This is a genomic window from Nocardia fusca NBRC 14340 (assembly GCF_001618425.1).
Lineage (GTDB): Bacteria > Actinomycetota > Actinomycetes > Mycobacteriales > Mycobacteriaceae > Nocardia > Nocardia fusca.
Genome location: NZ_BDCU01000012.1, coordinates 1 through 17,281, shown reverse-complemented (window position 1 = coordinate 17,281; position 17,281 = coordinate 1). Strand labels below are relative to the sequence as shown.

The 17,281-nt window shown below is 68.1% G+C and carries 14 protein-coding genes and 4 tRNA genes; 11 read left to right on the top strand and 7 right to left on the bottom strand.

Annotated features, from left to right (window positions below):
* Nucleotides 1-59 precede the first annotated feature (59 nt).
* Both NF4_RS04180 and NF4_RS04175 read right to left on the bottom strand, forming a co-directional pair.
* Nucleotides 60-1,028 carry an acyl-ACP desaturase gene (locus tag NF4_RS04180; protein ID WP_063125992.1) on the bottom strand — a complete coding sequence of 323 codons (969 nt, stop codon included), beginning with the start codon at nucleotides 1,026-1,028 and terminating at the stop codon, nucleotides 60-62.
* Between the two features lie 452 nt (nucleotides 1,029-1,480).
* A tRNA-Lys gene (locus tag NF4_RS04175) sits at nucleotides 1,481-1,553 on the bottom strand.
* An 875-nt stretch (nucleotides 1,554-2,428) separates the two neighbouring features.
* Between NF4_RS04175 and NF4_RS04170 the strand changes: the two genes are divergently transcribed.
* From NF4_RS04170 to NF4_RS04145, 6 genes are all read left to right on the top strand, one after another.
* Nucleotides 2,429-3,091, top strand: coding sequence for a TetR family transcriptional regulator (locus NF4_RS04170; protein ID WP_063125970.1), 663 nt, complete (start codon nucleotides 2,429-2,431; stop codon nucleotides 3,089-3,091).
* 94 nt (nucleotides 3,092-3,185) lie between these two features.
* Nucleotides 3,186-3,261: transfer RNA gene (locus NF4_RS04165), tRNA-Glu, on the top strand.
* Nucleotides 3,262-3,288: 27 nt separating this feature from the next.
* A tRNA-Asp gene (locus tag NF4_RS04160) sits at nucleotides 3,289-3,365 on the top strand.
* Between the two features lie 55 nt (nucleotides 3,366-3,420).
* A tRNA-Phe gene (locus NF4_RS04155) sits at nucleotides 3,421-3,494 on the top strand.
* A gap of 74 nt (nucleotides 3,495-3,568) precedes the next feature.
* Nucleotides 3,569-3,751, top strand: a complete 183-nt coding sequence (locus NF4_RS04150; protein ID WP_030522827.1) for a hypothetical protein — start codon at nucleotides 3,569-3,571, stop codon at nucleotides 3,749-3,751.
* A 164-nt stretch (nucleotides 3,752-3,915) separates the two neighbouring features.
* Nucleotides 3,916-4,635 (top strand): polyprenol monophosphomannose synthase, encoded by a 720-nt coding sequence (locus NF4_RS04145; protein WP_269749579.1) that lies wholly within the window; start codon nucleotides 3,916-3,918, stop codon nucleotides 4,633-4,635.
* A gap of 6 nt (nucleotides 4,636-4,641) precedes the next feature.
* Here the strand turns inward: NF4_RS04145 and NF4_RS04140 are convergent, their stop codons facing one another.
* Both NF4_RS04140 and NF4_RS04135 read right to left on the bottom strand, forming a co-directional pair.
* Nucleotides 4,642-6,096, bottom strand: coding sequence for a 1-acylglycerol-3-phosphate O-acyltransferase (locus tag NF4_RS04140; RefSeq protein ID WP_063125968.1), 1,455 nt, complete (start codon nucleotides 6,094-6,096; stop codon nucleotides 4,642-4,644).
* Nucleotides 6,093-8,582 (bottom strand): glycerol-3-phosphate 1-O-acyltransferase, encoded by a 2,490-nt coding sequence (locus NF4_RS04135; RefSeq protein ID WP_063125967.1) that lies wholly within the window; start codon nucleotides 8,580-8,582, stop codon nucleotides 6,093-6,095. The genes NF4_RS04140 and NF4_RS04135 overlap by 4 nt, the downstream gene beginning before the upstream one ends.
* 245 nt (nucleotides 8,583-8,827) lie before the next feature.
* On the opposite strand from NF4_RS04135, the gene NF4_RS04130 reads away from it, so the two are divergent.
* Nucleotides 8,828-10,141: a salicylate synthase gene (locus tag NF4_RS04130; protein ID WP_063125966.1), complete on the top strand. Its 1,314-nt coding sequence runs from the start codon at nucleotides 8,828-8,830 to the stop codon at nucleotides 10,139-10,141.
* A gap of 53 nt (nucleotides 10,142-10,194) precedes the next feature.
* On the opposite strand, the gene NF4_RS04125 is transcribed toward NF4_RS04130, so the two are convergent.
* A complete protein-coding gene (locus NF4_RS04125; protein WP_063125965.1) occupies nucleotides 10,195-11,817 on the bottom strand; it encodes a (2,3-dihydroxybenzoyl)adenylate synthase in 1,623 nt (540 codons plus the stop codon).
* A gap of 192 nt (nucleotides 11,818-12,009) precedes the next feature.
* Here NF4_RS04125 and NF4_RS04120 point away from each other — a divergent pair, with 192 nt between their 5' ends.
* The 3 genes from NF4_RS04120 (at nucleotide 12,010) to NF4_RS04110 (ending at nucleotide 14,802) form a co-directional block, all read left to right on the top strand.
* Complete coding sequence (locus tag NF4_RS04120) at nucleotides 12,010-12,888, top strand: oxidoreductase (protein ID WP_063125964.1); 879 nt, start codon at nucleotides 12,010-12,012, stop codon at nucleotides 12,886-12,888.
* A 98-nt stretch (nucleotides 12,889-12,986) separates the two neighbouring features.
* Nucleotides 12,987-13,454: a carboxymuconolactone decarboxylase family protein gene (locus NF4_RS04115; RefSeq protein WP_063125963.1), complete on the top strand. Its 468-nt coding sequence runs from the start codon at nucleotides 12,987-12,989 to the stop codon at nucleotides 13,452-13,454.
* Nucleotides 13,455-13,710: 256 nt separating this feature from the next.
* Entirely contained in the window at nucleotides 13,711-14,802 is a 1,092-nt protein-coding gene (locus NF4_RS04110; protein ID WP_063125962.1) for a 3-deoxy-7-phosphoheptulonate synthase, read from the top strand.
* Between the two features lie 106 nt (nucleotides 14,803-14,908).
* Here the strand turns inward: NF4_RS04110 and NF4_RS04105 are convergent, their stop codons facing one another.
* Nucleotides 14,909-15,484, bottom strand: coding sequence for a GNAT family N-acetyltransferase (locus NF4_RS04105; protein WP_063125961.1), 576 nt, complete (start codon nucleotides 15,482-15,484; stop codon nucleotides 14,909-14,911).
* A 104-nt stretch (nucleotides 15,485-15,588) separates the two neighbouring features.
* Between NF4_RS04105 and sigJ the strand changes: the two genes are divergently transcribed.
* A complete protein-coding gene (gene sigJ, locus NF4_RS04100; protein ID WP_063125960.1) occupies nucleotides 15,589-16,518 on the top strand; it encodes an RNA polymerase sigma factor SigJ in 930 nt (309 codons plus the stop codon).
* 9 nt (nucleotides 16,519-16,527) lie between these two features.
* Here the strand turns inward: sigJ and NF4_RS04095 are convergent, their stop codons facing one another.
* Nucleotides 16,528-17,172: a LysE family translocator gene (locus NF4_RS04095; protein ID WP_063125959.1), complete on the bottom strand. Its 645-nt coding sequence runs from the start codon at nucleotides 17,170-17,172 to the stop codon at nucleotides 16,528-16,530.
* Between the last annotated feature and the right edge of the window lie 109 nt (nucleotides 17,173-17,281).

Below are 17,281 nucleotides of genomic sequence, written 5' to 3'. Positions count from 1 at the left end.
ATGCGACGAGACCGCCGGTGACACCGGCGGTCTCGGTCGCTGGTTCTCGTGGTGGACGCTCAGCCGCTCACCGTGGCGAAGGCCTTCTCGCGTTTGGCGGCCTCGCGGGCGAGCATCCGGTCGCGCTGTTCCTCGAACTTCTCGACGTCCTTGGAGAGCTTGTCCAGGAAATCGGCGAGGCGCTCCCGTGTCTGCTCACCACGCGCGGTGAAGTCGGTACGGCCGAACACATCCCACTTCTTCAGTACCGGCTGGACGACCTCTTCGAGGTGCTGGCGCAGATCGTAGATGCCGTGTTTGGCCATCAGCACACCGTTGCGCCGGAAATTCGGCATCCCGGCGCCGGGCATCTGGAAATTCTCCACAATCAGGGCGATGGCCTCCAGCGCCTGGTCCGGGCACAGGTCGAGGGCCGCGCCGCACATATTGCGGTAGAAGATCATGTGCAGGTTCTCGTCGGCCGCGATGCGCTGCAGCATGCGGTCGGCGATGGCATCGTCGCACACCTTGCCGGTATTGCGGTGCGACACGCGGGTGGCCAGTTCCTGGAAGGTCACATAGGCCACCGAATGCAGAAAACCGGCGTCGACCTCGGCGGGTGAGGCGAAACCGTTGGTCATATGAACCATGCGAGCCTGCTCCAGGGCCACCGGGTCGACGCCGCGGGTCACGACCAGGTAGTCGCGCATGACGATCCCGTGCCGGTTCTCCTCGGCGGTCCAGCGGCCGACCCAGGTCCCCCACGCGCCGTCCTGGGAAAAGTTCTCGGCGATTTCCCGGTGGTAGGAGGGCAGGTTGTCCTCGGTGAGCAGGTTGGTGATCATGGCCGCCTTGGCGACCTCGCTGAGCTTGGATTGGTCGGGGTCCCAGTCCTGTCCGCCGAGTGCGGCGAAGTTGCGACCCTCGTCCCAGGGGACGTAGTCGTGCGGATGCCACTCTTTAGCCAAGGAGAGGTGCCGGTTGACGTTCTGCTCGGCAACCGGCTCCAACTCTGTGAGCAGCTCGAGTTGAGTCAGATCCCTTGCCATGTAATCAAGCCCTTCATATGTTGCGTTGGTGCGGGTCACCTGATGTAGACCGATGCCGATGCGGCCATACCTTACGGCACCGTAGGTGTGATGCGAAACGCATCCGACCGTGAAAGATTGCACGTTGGTGTAGGTGTCCCTGCCCGGGGTCACACCCGAGTGTATGGCCGGATCCGCAGTCATGGGCGTATCGCCCGGTGTCTCGATTGCGTTAGCGGCCGTGGGAAATAGCACATCGGTCGGCGCACGCGGGCGTCCGGCCGGTAGTTACGGGGCTGATCAGGGTTGTTCATCCTCGTCATGGGATCGCCCGGGCACTGGGCCGAAAGAAGTCCGCGCGCGTCGGCTCCGGTCACATCGCGGCCGGGTCAAGGCTGGTCCAACTCACAGGGGGACCCACCAAGGGTGGGAAGAAGAGGTGGGCGCCCGGCCGGTGGGCCGGGCGCCCGGGGTGCCCCCACCAGGGCTCGAACCTGGGACCTGCGGATTAAAAGTCCGTAGCTCTACCAACTGAGCTATAGGGGCGCGGGCGCAAGTGTACTGGTCGAGTCCGCGTTTCTTGTAATCGGGTGGCTATGCTGGTGCTTTCCGTCACTCGGGTGGGGAGGGCCCGGTCCGGCGTGGGCCGGGCGGACGGTGGCCCGATGGGGTGGTGGGGGAGGTCGGGCTCGTTCGGTGGACCCGGTGAGCCGGAAACCATACCCATGAGTTCGGTATCACGGTACCTGCGGCATTGTTGATACAACGGGTAGCACGATACGATCCAAATATGTTGGATACCAATGCCTTTGGATCGATGAAGGCAGACTTCTCGCAGATGTGGGGTTCGGGAACCGGATTTCCGGGGTGTTGCGCTCCCGGCGGGGCGCATGAGCGGGGCGGTATCCATCCAGGGGTCGGAGCAGCCGGCTGAGTACCGGCTCCGAACCTGCCCGAGCGGTCGAAGATCCTGCGTTACCGAAGGATTCGCTCGGCCATTCGTTCGGCCTCCTCGATGTCCGGTTCGCGAAATCCGGACGGCGAAATGGTAGCCCGCTGTATCGGTTTACCGCATGCCGGTACGAGATTCCGAGTACCGTGACGAATCAGCGAATTCGGGGTGTCACTCGGGACGGCGCTGCGGGAGGCGTATGGGGGACCAGGAACGGCGCAACGGAATGCCCGGATGCGCACCCCCTGCGGCGCACCCGGGCCATCGAATTATACCAGCCGGTGTGTTTCCTCTGCGGGCTGGGTTTCGTACCAAAGGTTCGGTACAGGTCAATAAACCGACCGCAGGTCGGCATACAACAGGATAAGTTCGCGACCTCGGCCCGCTTCTCGAAGGCGGATGAACGGTCGCGAGCATTCTGCGGGTGGAAATCCCGCGGATTGCACAAGGCTTCGGAGGCGTTTCGAGCATGGCACGGCAGCAAGAGCGGGCCCGTCGGACACGGGCAGCAATTATCCGGTCCGCCGCCGTTGAGTTCGGGAAGAGCGGCTATGCCGCGGCTTCGCTCAACCGCATTTTGGAGGGATCGCGGGCGACCAAGGGCGCCATGTACTTCCATTTCGATTCGAAGGAAGATCTGGCGCGGGCCGTTCTCGATTCGGCGATCGAGCGATACGGCAGCACCATCGATCGCTGGCTCGTGCGCACGGACCTGGGCCCGCTCGACATTCTGCACGGCGTCTTCGACGAGCTCGCGCTGCGACTCGAGCACGACATAATCGTGCAGGCCGAATTCCGGCTCGTCATCGACCCCGGCTTCCATCGGCAGGGCCATGGCGGCTGTCCGATGCTCTCCGCGGCCATCCGCGATCTGACGGTCGCGGCGATCGAACAGGGCCAGCTGCGCCCGGATACCGATCCCGACCGCTTCACCCGGACCCTCGCCGGCGCGCTGATCGGTCAGCGCTATATGGCCGACGCCCACGGTGGCGAGCCGGATCTGCGCACCCGGTTCCGGGAGTCGCTGGAGGTCCTGATCCAGGCCACCTGTACCCCGGCGTGGGTCGCCGAGTTCGGCCGGTCGGGGTGGCGGGCGAGCGCGCGCCTGGAAGAGCTGGGTTCCCCCGCTTGACCAGCAGATTTGGGAATTGTGCGCACCCTGTCATAAGCTATGCGAGCTCCCAACGGACAGCCGTTGAAAGCCGGTCCGGAGAAATCCGGGACGAGCCCCCTTCGTCTAGCGGCCTAGGACGCCGCCCTTTCAAGGCGGTAGCGCGGGTTCGAATCCCGTAGGGGGTACCACCTATGCGAATAGGTGGCACACAGCAAGGCCCTGTGGCGCAGTTGGTTAGCGCGCCGCCCTGTCACGGCGGAGGTCGCGGGTTCGAGTCCCGTCAGGGTCGCCAGTGGATGCCGGAGCAATCCGGCCTCCATCGGATGGCATTCGTTCCGGGTGCCTGCGGCCAGGTAGCTCAGTTGGTACGAGCGTTCGCCTGAAAAGCGAAAGGTCGCCGGTTCGATCCCGGCCCTGGCCACAATCAACCCCCTGATCACCACGATCGGGGGGTTTCTGCTGTTTCGGACCCCGGCCGGGTGGAATGCTGTGACCATGGCCGAACGGTGGTATTACTGCTTGAAGCATCAGCGCGCCGAACGTGGGCGTCAGTGCTGGTTCCGGGACCGGATGGGGCCGTATCCGGATCAGGCCACGGCCGAACGCGCGCTCGAGATCGTGCGGCAGCGCAATGCCACGCAGGACGCGGCGGATCGGGCGTATCGCGAGGGCGACTGATTCGCCCGAAGAAGTGCCGATGGCCCCGCTCGGGGACGCTATCACCGGTGCGCTGCATTCCCGGGTGGGCGGTTGGGCTACCGTTCACGGGTAATTCGTAGCGACGCTCGCGGCCTGCTCTACCCGGCCGCGGGGCGAGACCAGGTGAGCAGGGAGGGCGACCCTTGAGGGTTACCGTTGTTGTGCCGACCTACAACGAGCGGGACAATCTGCCGGTAGCGGTGGAGCGGTTGACCGCACTACCCGTGCCCGGCCTGCACGTACTGGTAGTCGACGACAACTCCCCGGACGGCACCGGTGAGGTGGCGGAGAAGCTGGCCGCGGAGCTGCCCGACGTCGTGTCGGTACTGCACCGCACGGAGAAGGACGGACTGGGCCGGGCCTACATCGCCGGCATCACCCGGGCCCTCGAGGAGGGCGCGGATGTGGTGATCCAGATGGACGCCGATCTGTCCCATCCCGCCGAGGTGATCCCCGCCATGCTGGCGGAGCTGGATCGGCCGGGTATCGGAGTCGTGCTCGGGTCCCGCTATGTGCCCGGCGGTTCCACCGCGGCGGAATGGAAGTGGTACCGCAAGGCGCTCTCGGCGTGGGCCAACTTCTACGTCAATGCCATCCTGCGGCTCGGGATCAAGGACGCCACCGCCGGTTTCAAGGCGTGGGAGGCCGATACGCTGCGCGCCATCGAGGTCGGCACGATCCGCAGCAACGGCTACTCCTTCCAGGTGGAGATGAACTACCGGGCCAAGAAGCAGGGCATCGGTATCGCCGAGGTACCCATCCGCTTCGAGGAGCGGACCCTCGGAGCTTCCAAGATGAGCCTGAAGGTGCAGCTGGAATCGGCGCTGATGCCGTGGAAGCTGCTCCTCGGCCGCGCCCTCTGACACCGTTCAGCGCGGCCAGTCGCGCAGTGTGTCGAGATAACGCTGCCGCACCTCGGCGACTTTCTCGTCCAGTTCGGACGGGTCCTGTGTGTCCACAGCGATCGGCGGCAGGATCGCCACCTCGACCACACCGGGCCGCGCGATCATCGAATCCCGCCGGCCGACCTCGGCGGCATTGCGGATCACCACCGGGATCACCGGCACCCCCGCCTGCCGGGCCATGTGAAAGGCGCCCTTCTTGAACCTGCCTGGTTGCGCGGTGTAGGAACGGGTGCCCTCGGGGGCGATCGCGACGGACAGGCCGCCGCGCAGGGTGTCCACCACCGGCGCCAGCGAGGCCTTGGCGAGGTCGGTGTTCGAACGGTCGATGAAGGTGACGCCGACGAACCGCATGAGCGGGCCGAAAATGGGATGCCGGATGAGTTCTTTCTTACCGATGCCGGTGACGTGCCCACCGAGCACTGCGGGCACGATGAGCACGTCGAACTGGCTCTGATGGTTGAACAGGAAGACCGCGGGCCGCGGGTGGCGGGCATGTTCCGCGCCGGTGACGCGGAGCCGGATCCCACACAGGCGCAGCGGCCAGGCGGTGCCGTACTTCATGAGAGCGTCGGCCATGGCCCGCCGATCGCGGGTGTAGGACTTGCGCAGTACCCCGTACAGTGCTCCGCCGAGCAGGGCGAAGAGCCCCAGCACGGTCCGCAGATAGTCGGCCGGGCGCGGCGCGGTCCGCGGGCCCACGGCGAGTGTGGCCCAGCCGTACTCGGCCGCGGTGGCCGCGAGCACGGGGTCGGGTGCGATCGGGACCTGGGTGCCGCCGCGGGCCAGCAGCGGGAGATCGCCCGCGCTGCCGCTGTAGACATAGGAACGCCTGAGGTCGACTCCATGGGCGGCCGCGAATTCCGACACCGCCTCGGCCTTCTCGGGGCCGTAACGCACTTCGCCCTCGATGCGCCCGGTCAGCCGGCCCCCGGAGACCGCCGCCCGGCTGCCGAGCACCTGGGGGATACCGAGCGCGGCGGCCGCGGGACGTAACTGGAATTCCGCCGCGTCCCCGGTCAACACCACGGTGTGCCCGGCCGCGATATGTTCCTGCACCAAGCGCAGCAGCTCGGGGCGTAACCGGTCGTACCAGCCCCGTTTGAACAGGCGTTCGCCCAGCGCGGTCAGCTCTTCCGGCGTCCGGCCGGCCGCGGCCCGCACGCCGCGCTCGAGCACATCGCCCGCCGAACTCTCGCCGCTGTGCCGTAACTGATCGAACAGCGTTTCCAGCAGCTCGCGGTCCGGCCCGCGCCACCGCGGCACGGGCGCGGACCCGAGTTCGGCCAGCGCGGTCAGGTCGAAGACAGCGCCGACCCCGGCGCCGCGGGGGCCCGAACGGATGGCGGCCACCACCGCGTCGATCCCGGACGGCGCGGGGTTTTCGCCGGTGTGCCCGGTGCCCGCTTCCCGCGTGCTCATCGGACCCGTCCGGCCGGGAGATTGGACGGGTCGAGGGTGGCGGCCCGGGAGATCCGGAAGCCGATGGTGCGCAAGCGCTCGGCGAACTCGGCACGCCGGGCGGCGAGTTCGGCCACCGATTCCGCCGATTCCGGGTCCGCGGGTTCGAGCAGCCCACGATTGGCGGCCAGTTTCAGCGCACTGCCGAAGAGTTCGGTGGAAACCGACTCCGTACTGTGCAGCCGCTGCTGCAACAGCATCTGCCTGCCGACCGAGACGCATTCGTCGACGAACTCTTTGCGGTCGACCCCCGTCGCCGGGTCCCGGGCGGCCAGTCGCTCGGCCACCACCAGCTGCGCATCGAAGAACGAGCGCAGTACCCGGTGGGCCATCATGAAGCCGGTGCCGGTGAGTGCGGCCAGGATCTCACTGCCGAGTGTGTCGCGCGAACGCGACCGCCAGCGCGGGTCGATCAGCAGCACCTCCGCAGTGATCCGCTCGGCGAACTCGGTCCGGTCCGGGAAGAAGAACTCGAATTTCAGCAGGTCCCGCAGCCGGTAGGCCTCTTCCCAACCGATATCCAGGGCATCGGCGTCCGGCCCGACGGCATCACCGGCCGGATCGTCGGGCGCGGCGTCGACCGCGGCCAGGATCGCCAGTTCGACAATGGCGCGATCGACGAACCAGTGCACCGCGCTGTTGCGGTAGAACGCGGCTTCGAGGTGGGCGCCCGCCTCGATGGAGTACACCGGCTCGACCCCGCCGCGGTAGACGGTGACCACCTTCGCGAGCGACAACTGCTCGAGGACCACGGCCAGGCTCTGCTCGTCGCGCAGTTTCGCGATCTCGCCACACGGCAGATCCCGCTGTTCGATGTAGTCCAGCACCGGGGCGAGTACCTCGCAGACCTCGGCCCTGGTGAGTGCCCGCTGATGGACACCCAGCAGGACCAGGGTGACCAGGGCGTTGACGGTGATCGGGGTGACCGAGTTGATACCCACGGCGACATCGAACGCGAGCCGTTGTACCGCCAGGCGTTCTTTCTCGTCGCTCTCGTCGCGTGGCTCGTCGGGGCCGGTTCGGGCCCGGCCGGTGGTGTCGGCCGGGTACAGCGGGATGGTGACCGGGGTCGCGATCAGTGGATCGCCGTGGGCGGCGAGACGTTCGCGCGCCGAGAGCGGGGCCCCGAAGCGGACGTAGACGTGCCCGGCCGAATGCTGCTGGTTGCGGACGTAGCGGGCCAGCCAGGCCAGGCCTTCGGGTTTCTTGCGACCGCCCATCTGCTCGTCGGCGATGGCGCCGAGTTCGTTGAGCCGCTCGTAGGTGATCGAGACCGGGACCAGCAGCGCGTCGGCGATCCGTTCCTGGCGCACGGCCGCGGCCAGATAGTTGAGCAGTCCGTAGCGGGGCGGGCGTAGCTTTCCGGTGCGGGTGCGGCCGCCTTCGAAGTACCACTCCAGGTTGAACCGTCGCGCCATCAGATAGCCGAAGTACTCCTCGACCACTGCCTGGTACACCGTGTCGCCACCGAAACTGCGCCGGATGAAGATCGTCCCGGTGCGCCGGGCGATCGGCCCCATCGGCCAGAACCGCAGGTTCGCGCCGCCCACCACGTGGTTGGGCGGGAAATCGTTGCGGGCCAGCACATCGCCCAGGACGAAGGCATCCACATAGGACCGGTGGGAGGGCAGGAAGACCAGCGGGTAGCGCCGGTTGAGGTCGCGCAGGGCGGTGAGCCCGGATTCGTCGCAGTCCACCTTCCAGGTCGACGCGTGGACCGGGCGCATGGCCTGGGTGAACAGATCCGAGACCATGCGGCTCTGCGCCGCGACCAGTTCGTTCAGTGCCTTCTCGGCGCGCCGGTGCACCTCCTGCGGATCGGCCCCGATCTCGTCGGCGATCGATTCGAGCCGCCGCAGGAATTCCGGCGAGTCCAGGATCTCCTCGGTGACCAGGCGGGGAACCTTGTACCGGTCACCGATGACGCCGCGTTCCGCGCGTTCGAGCGCGACCACCGCGGCGCGTACCACCGCGCGGGCCAACGGGTCGGCGGTGCCGGCGTAGTGCAGGGCGGTGGCCTCGGGATTGTTGGCCCGCAGTTCGCTCAGCCGGGCCGGGCTGCCGGTGAGTACCAGGTGACGGTCGGGGGACCGTTCGATCAGCCGCCGCTGGGCGAGCCGGTTCGGGCGGCGCGGATTGGTGAGCTGGGCGAGGTCACCGAAGGTCACCCGCCGGACGCCGTCGCGTTCGGGCGGCAGCCACAGCACCCGGACCGGGACCACCAGTGGATCGTCGGTGCGGCCGGTGAGCCGGTCGGCGATGGCACCGGCGTCCAGGTCGAGCTGGGTGACCGGGGCGCGTACGCCCAGTTCGGCGGCCAGGCCGCCATCGGCGATCCAGCGCCCGATCAGTTCGCGTTCGGTACCCGAAGCCGAATCCACCAGCGCGACCACCGATTCCAGCGGCAGGTCGGAGGTTGCCGGAGCTCCACTTCGGTGCTCGATCATGGTGTGGATCCTCTGCTCGGATGAGGGCGGTCGGCCCCGGCCCCGGCCCGGGCCGGGGCCGCGTAACCGGATCGGCGGGATCCGATCGGTCGTCGGCTCGAAAATACTCCTTGCCAACCACTATGGACGGCTCTCGCGCCGTTGGGGTTGTTTGGCTCGTTTCCGGTCGTTTCCGAGACCTCCCAATAAGAAGAGGTAATGCTAACCTTACTTCCGGATTTGGGTCGGTTAGCCTTGGAGGATCGTTGTCGACCACTGACGAACGTTTACGCGCCGAGTATGTGACCGACCCGGCGGCAGCCATGGCGCGCCTGGCCGCCGCGGACCACTTCGGCGACCATGTGGTCTACGAACGCGGCGGAGAATGGGTCTTCGCCGCGGACCCGATCGGCACCGTCGAACTCGATGCCGGCGAACTGCGGATCACCTGGGCGGGCAAGACCACGGCCCGCGGCTGGTCCGGCAGCCCGGCCGCGGTGATGAACAACGTGCTCGCCGAACTTCCGATGACCGGCCGCAATGCCTACGGGTGGATCGGATTCGAATTCTGCGCGTGGTCGCTGGGAGCCACCGGGTATCTGCGCCCCGGCACCGCCCTGGTTCATCTGATGATCCCGCGCGTGGAGGTACGGATCGACACCACCGGGGCGGTGTGGATCACCGGAGCCGATCCGGACGAGGCCGCGACTCTCGCCGATACCGTCGCGAGTTCCCGGGACACCGCGCTCCCGCAACCCCATCCGGTGGATGTGCGGATCGACGCCTCCGGCTACCGTGAGCGCGTCGCCGCGGCCGTGGCGGAGATCGAGTCCGGGCGGTACCAGAAGGTCATTCTCTCGCGAAAGGTCGAGTTGCCCTTCGCGGTGGACATCCCGGCCACCTACCGGCTCGGCCGGGCGCACAACACTCCCGCTCGCTCCTTCCTGCTGAAGCTGGGTGGACTGGAGGCGGCCGGGTTCAGCCCGGAACTGGTGCTCTCGGTGGACGACGACCGGACGGTCAGTACCGAACCGCTCGCCGGCACCCGCGCCTTCGGGCTGGGGGCCGAGATGGACAGTGCCGCGCGCGCGGAGCTGATCTCCGATCCGAAGGAGATCGTCGAACACGCCCTCTCCGTACAGACCTGCTTCGCCGAGATCGGTACGGTCGCCGAACCCGGCACCACCTCGGTCTCGGACTTCATGGCGGTGCGCGAACGCGGCAGTGTGCAACATCTGGCCTCTACCGTCCGGGGGCGCCTCGCGGCCGGCCGTACGGCCTGGGACGCGCTGGACGCCATTTTCCCTTCGGTGACCGCCTCGGGTATTCCGAAGCGGCCGGGGGTCGATTCGGTCTTCCGGCACGACCGTCCGCGTGGTCTGTACTCCGGTGCGGTGCTGATGGTTTCGCCGACCGGTGCATTGGAGGCCGCGCTGGTGCTGCGCGCGGTGTACCAGACCGATGCGGGTGCGTGGTTGCGTGCGGGAGCCGGGGTGGTCGCGCAGTCGCGGCCCGAACGCGAGTTCGAGGAGACCTGCGAGAAGCTGGGCAGCGTGGCGCCCTACGTGGTGAGGGCGTAGGGCACCCGGCGCCCGGACGGTCGCGGGCCCCGCGGCCCGGACCGTCTCCCGACCTACTCCTGGGCGCGCAGGGCCTTCTTGTCGACCTTGCCCACCGCGGTCAGCGGCAGGGTGTCCGCGCGGCGCAGGATGTCCGGGAGTTTGTAGGTCGCCAGACCGCGCCCGGTGAGGAACTCCTTGATCTCGGCCAGGGTGGGCATATCGCCGGTGACGACCAGTACCGCGCAGACCTTTTCGCCGAGTCCGGGATCGGGCAGGCCGACCGCGGCCGCGTGCCGGACGGCGGGGTGGGCGAGCAGATGCTCCTCGAGTTCGTCACAGGAGACGTTCTCCCCGCCCCGGTTGATCACGTCCTTGATCCGGCCCGACACCACCAGGTGCCCACTGGGCAGCTGCCGCACCAGATCGCCGCTGCGGTAGTAACCGTCGGCAGTGAAGGCGCGGGCATTGTGTTCGGGGGCGCGGTAATAACCGCGCAGGGTGTACGGGCCGCGGGTGAGCAGTTCGCCCTCCGCGCCCGGTGCGACGTCCACGCCGTCCTCGTCGACCACTCTGATCTCGTCGGCCGGGCACAGCGGGCGGCCCTGGGTGGTGCAGACGATCTCCGGATCGTCGTCGAGCCTGGTGAAATTCAGCAGCCCCTCGGCCATACCGAAGACCTGCTGCAGCGTCACCCGGAGCGCGGGCGCCACTTCGCGGGCGTTCACCTCGGCCAGTTTCGCGCCCCCGACCTGTAGCAGGCGCAGGGAGGAGATATCGGCGTCCTCCCATTCCACCGCGGCCGACCACAATTGCGCCAGCGGCGGCACCACCGCGGTGACGGTGACGCGATGGCGTTCGATCGCCGCGAAGGCGCTCTCCGGGCTCGGGTCGGCGACGAAGGCCAGTGCGCCCCCGGTCGCCACCGTGCCCAGGATGCCCGGGCAGGCCAGCGGGAAGTTGTGCGCGGCGGGCAGGGTGGCCAGATAGACGTCCCGCTCGCCGAGTTCGCAGACGGCGGCGCTCGCGGTGGCGTTGTAGACGTAGTCGTCGTGGGTGCGGGCGATGAGTTTGGGGAGTCCGGTGGTGCCGCCGGAGACCAGCATGAGCGCGATATCGGCGGGGTCGATCGCGGGCAGCGATCCGGTGTCCCGGGCGATGGACATCAGTTCGGTGAATTCGCCGGCCGCACCGGCGACCAGGACGTGGCGCAACGATTCGACGGTGGTCAGCAGGGTGGCGGCCAGTTGCCGGTAGTCGAAATCGCCTTGGCGGTCGGCGACCAGGTACGCGACCGCGTCGGAGAGACCGGCCAGGTGTTCGATCTCGGCCCGGCGGTGCGCGGGCAAGGTGAGTACCGGAATGATGCCGGCGCGCAACAAGCCGAACAGCGCGATCGCGAATTCGGGGGTGTTGAGCAGTTGGACGATCACCCGGTCGCCCGGCGCGATCCCGAGGGCGAGGAACCCGTAGGCCATCCGGTCGGCTTCCGCGTCCAGTTCGGCGTAGGTCAGCGGCCGGTCGCCGAGCAGTGCCGGATGCTCCGGGCTACGGCGCGCGGTATCGCGGAGCAGATCCCCCACGGTGGTGCCGGTCCAGTAGCCGGCGGCGCGGTAGGTCTCGGCCAGGTCCTCGGGGAAGGGAACATAACCGTCACGGTGGGTGCCGGCGGCGGTGGAAGTCACGATATGCCTCATTGGGAAAACAGGGACTCGAAAGCGTGTGCGGCGCGTTTCCGGTCCGTTGATAGGTTAGGCAACCCTATATCTTTTGAAAAGGGCGTGTCTCTTCCGTGCAGGTCCCGGCGTGAGCGAGAGATCCGGATGCTGTCCGGGATACCCGGTCCGTCGCGCCCGGTGCACATCCCCGTCGCGCATTAGACTCGCCCCATGAGTGGTTGGGGCGTCGGGGACATCCCCGATCAGCAGGGTCGAACCGTCATCATCACCGGGGCGAACAGCGGGCTCGGCGCGGTCGCCGCGCGAGCCCTGGCCGGAGCCGGGGCACAGGTGATCCTGGCCTGCCGGAATGTGGGCAAGGGGCAGGCCGTCGCCGACGAGATCGGCGAGCGGGCGCAGGTCCGGAAGCTGGATCTGGCCGATCTGTCCTCGGTCCGGGAGTTCGCCGCCGGGGTGGAGGGCGCGGACGTTCTGATCAACAATGCCGGCGTGATGGCGGTACCGCTGCGGCGGACCGCCGACGGTTTCGAGATGCAGATCGGGACCAACCATCTCGGCCATTTCGCGCTCACCGGCCTGCTGCTCGGCAAAATCGGTGAGCGGGTCGTCACCCTGTCCAGCGGTGCCCACGCGGCCGGTGCCATCGACCTGGGGGATCTCAACTGGGAGCGGCGCCCGTACAAGCGCTGGTCGGCCTACGGCCAGTCGAAACTGGCCAATCTGCTCTTCGCCTTCGAACTGCAGCGCCGGCTCGCCGCGGCCGGCTCGGCGAAGCTGTCGGTGGCGGCCCACCCCGGCTACGCCGCCACCGAACTGCAGTCCCATACCGAGACCGTGCTCGACTCGGTGATGAACATCGGTAACAAGGTGTTCGCGCAGAGTGCGGAGATGGGGGCGCTGCCGGAACTCTTCGCCGCCACCGCCCCGGTCGAGCCGGGCGCCTACTACGGGCCGACCGGATTGGGCGGGATGCGCGGCCACCCCGGCCGCTCGGGCTGCTCGAAACGGGCGAAGGACCAGCTCACCGCGCGTTCGCTGTGGGAACTCTCGGAGCGGCTGACCGACGTGAAGTTCGATTTCTCGGCCTGATCGCCCCGCCATCCCGCGGTGCTCAACCGCGGGATGTCACACCTGAGTCCGGTGCGTCGTCTTCTCTGTGACAAGGCAGGAACGAAAGGAATCCGGACATGGAACCCCGTGTGAATCTCTTCGAGAACAAGGTCACCGCGAGCTACGTGAAGCGTCTGGTCACCGCCGGCAAGGTGGCCGAGAGCTCGGGTCTGCCCGCCGCCACCTACGAACTGGTGAAGATCCGGGCCAGCCAGATCAACGGCTGCGCGATGTGCCTGGATATGCACACCAAGGACGCCCTGCACGCCGGGGAATCCACGCTGCGGATCAACCTGGTCGCCGCCTGGCGAGAGGCCACCGTCTTCACCGAGGCCGAACGCGCCGCGCTCGAACTCACCGAGGCGGGCACCCGGCTGGCCGACGGCGGCGGGGTGAGCGAGGAGACCTGGCAGCGGGTGCGTAAGCACTACGACGAGGACCAGATCGGTGGACTGCTCGTCGCCGTCGCCACCATCAACGCGTGGAACCGGCTCAACGCCATCGCCCACACTCCGGCCGGGAACTACGAGCCCGGCCAGTTCTGACACGGCGCCGGGGTGGAATTGTGTCGAGTATCACTTTCCTTCATGTGATTCCGCCCCGCATCCAACTCCGTGGTCAACCGCCTGGTACCGTGACCAATCGTGCAGCGCGTGTATTTCTGGTTTAGCAAGCCGGCCCGGGGCGGGTCGGTCTGCCGCTATCACGCGCGCTGACCAGTTTCCCCCGAGCCGGATGACGACCGGCTCGACGGGCGAATATTTCCGTGGGTCGGCCCGAACGAGAAGGACACCACCCACAATGACAACCGCGGTCGATATCGACGCCAACCATTCCGATCTGGACGATCAGCGCACCCTCAGTGTGAGCCCGCTGCGCTCCCCGGCCGAGGTGCGCCGGGTCCATGCCATCACCGACGATCACGCCGCCACCGTGCGGGCCGGGCGCAAGTCCACCGTCGAGGTCCTCAACGGGGTCGACGACCGCCTGATGGTGATCGTCGGGCCGTGCTCTGTGCACGACCCGGTCGCCGCGCTCGACTACGCGCGGCGGCTGGCCGGCGCGTCGGCGGAACTCTCCGACCGGCTGCACCTGGTCATGCGGGTCTACTTCGAGAAGCCGCGCACCACACTGGGCTGGAAAGGGCTGATCAACGATCCGCATCTCAACGGCAGCTTCGATGTCAACACCGGGCTGGGGATCGGCCGTCAGCTGCTGCTCGATATCACCGCGCTGGGTCTGCCGGTGGCCTGCGAGTTCCTCGACCCCATCACCCCGCAGTACATTTCGGATCTGGTCTCCTACGGCGCGATCGGCGCGCGCACCGCGGCCAGCCAGGTGCACCGGCAGCTGAGCAGCGCCCTGTCCATGCCGGTCGGGATCAAGAACGGGACCGACGGCGATGTGCAGGTCGCCGTGGACGGGGTCCGGGCGGCCGCGGCCAGTCATGTGTTCCCCGGTACCGATCTCGACGGCCGGGCCGCGCTGATCCAGACCGCGGGTAACGAGGACTGCCATGTGATCCTGCGCGGTGGATCCAACGGCACGAACTACGACGCGGCCTCGGTGGCCGACGCCTGCGCGCGGCTGGAGAAGTCGAAGCTGCCACAGCGGATCGTGGTCGACGCCAGCCACGGCAACAGCAACAAGGACCACCGGCGTCAGCCCGTCGTCGTCGCCGATATCGCCGAGCGGCTGGCCGCGGGTGAACCGGGTGTGGTCGGCGTGATGCTGGAGAGCTTCCTGGTGGAGGGCCGCCAGGACCTCACCCTGGGCCGGTCCGCCGATCTCACCTACGGCCAGTCCATCACCGACGCCTGCATGGACTGGGACACCACCGCCGCCCAGCTGGACCGGTTGGCCGACGCCGTCGCCCGGCGCCGCCTGCGCTGACGATCCGGTCGCTGCGCCGTACGGACCACGGGTCCGCGGCGCGGGCGGCCGGGCCGACGGCCGTGCGTATTCGGCCGCTACCGCCGAATACGACGGATGCCGCGGATCAGACCCCGCCCGGCCAGCCGTCCGCCGGACCGGGCGGATCGGTGTTCAGGCGGGCGGCCATCCAATGGTCGCGACGGCTTCCGCGCAACACGCTGCCCAGCCGGGCCAGACCTTCGTAGCGAAAACCCTGTGCGCGGACCGCGGCGGCGGACGCGTGATTACCGACGAAAGCCCGCCAATGGATGCGGGTCAGGCCCATCCCCGCCGAGTCGAAGCCGAAATCGCACGCCAGCGCGATCGCCCGCGACATCAGTCCCTGGCGGCGGTGCTCGGCGGCGAGCCAGTAACCGATTTCGGCGGAGCCCTCGTCCGATGGCCGCACGCCCAGGCCCACGGTGCCGACGAGGCGGTCGTGCTCGCCGAGCCGGATCGCCCAGCACGGACTGCCGGCGGCCCAGCCCTCGGCCGACCTGGTGCGGACGAAGTATTCGGCATCGGCGCGCCCGTAGGGCACCGGGATCGTCACCCATTCGGCGATCGCCGGATCCTGGCAGCATTCGACGATCGCCTCGATATCGGATTCCACCGGCCGGCTCAGCCAGACGGTGCCGTCGGTCAGCGTGCGCTCCTCCACCCGTCGATGGTGGCAGTTCGAGAGGGTCTCCGGCATCCGAATTCCCGGTCCGGCGCGCCGGGCCGCCGCCCGGCCCGGCAGCGGGGCTCCGTAGAATTCCGGCGGTGGTAGCCACGCTTCTCGCCGACCTCTTCGAGTCCCATCGTGGACATCTGCTGGCGGTGGCCTACCGGCTGACCGGCAGTGTGGCCGATGCCGAGGACGCGGTGCAGGAGAGCTGGTTACGGCTGGCCGGCGCCTCGCAGTCGGAGATCGAGGATCTGCGTGCCTGGTTGACGACCGTGGTGTCCCGGCTCTGCCTGGACCGGTTGCGCAGTGCCGCGGTACGCCGGGAAAACTATATCGGCCAATGGCTCCCGGAGCCGGTGGTGACCCCACTGACCGGCTCGCCCGGTGCGGACCCACTCGCCGCCGTGGTGCAGCGTCAGGAATTCCGGATGGCGGCCCTGGTGGTGCTCGATCAGCTCACCCCACCGCAACGCGTGGCCTTCGTACTGCACGAAGGTCTGCAGGTACCCTACGGCGAGATCGCCGGCATTCTGGATATCACCCCGGAAGCGGCCCGGCAGTTGGCCGCCCGCGCGCGCAAGGTCGTACGCGAACAGACACCGCCGGTCGCCGCCGACGGCGAGCACGAGGAAGCCGTGCAGAAATTCCTGGTGGCGCTGGGCACCGGCGATGCCCGCGCCGTGGCGGCGGTACTGCATCCGGACGCGAAGATGATCGGCGATTCCGGCGGCACCACCCAGACCGCGCGCAATGTGATCTTCGGACCGGACAAGGTCGCCCGGTTGTTCCTCGGTCTCATCCGTCGCTACGGCCTGGACCGGCCGGGCGTCGATCTCGGGGCCGAGGATATGGAGTTCGTCCGGGTCAACGGACAGCTCGGAGTGCTGTTCCACGCCCGCCCCGGCGACGGGGACTATCCGGGTTTCCCGTCGCGGGTCATGGGTTTCACCGTGGTGGACGGCGTAATCCAGGGCGCCTACGACCATGCCAATCCGGCGAAACTGCAGGGGGTCCGGTTGCGCTGATCGGACTGCTCAGGCCGGCACCGGACGGGTCCGGTCGGTGAGCAGCAGCGCCGCCATCGCCCCCAGCACCGAACCCATCAGGAACCGCTGGACGCGCAACCACAGCGGCCGTCCGCTCAAAAACCCCGCGACCGTCCCGGCGGTGCACACGATAAGGGCGTTCACCACCAGCGCGACGGTGATCTGCACCGCCCCGAGGCACAGGCTCTGGGCCCATACCGGGCCCGCCCCGGGCGCGACGAACTGCGGAATCAGCGCCAGATACATGACGGCGATCTTCGGGTTCAGCAGATTGGTCACCAGCCCCATGGTGAACAGCTTGCGGACGGGGTCCCGGGGGAGCGGTTCGGGGGTGAAGACCGAGGCCGCGCCCGGCCTGATCGCCTGCCAGGCCAGCCACAGCAGGTAGGCGGCCCCCGCTGCCTTCAGCGCTGTGTACAGCGCCGGGACCAGGGTGAACACCGCGGTGATTCCGGTCGCGGCGGCAGTCAGGTAGACGCCGAAACCGGCGGCGACCCCGGTCAGCGAGATCATGCCGGCGCGCCGGCCCTGCGATATCGTCCGGGAGACCAGATACATCATGTTCGGGCCGGGAGTGAGCACCAGGCCGAGTGCGGCCACCGCCACCCCGGCCGCCGCGGCGAGTTCGATCATGGATCCAATACTGGCTTTGCCGGTCCGCCGATGTCTCGGTCCAGTTTGCATCCACTGGTTGTGTCGGTATCGAAAACGGCCGCTGTGTTTTTTGGCGCCGCCTGCGGCG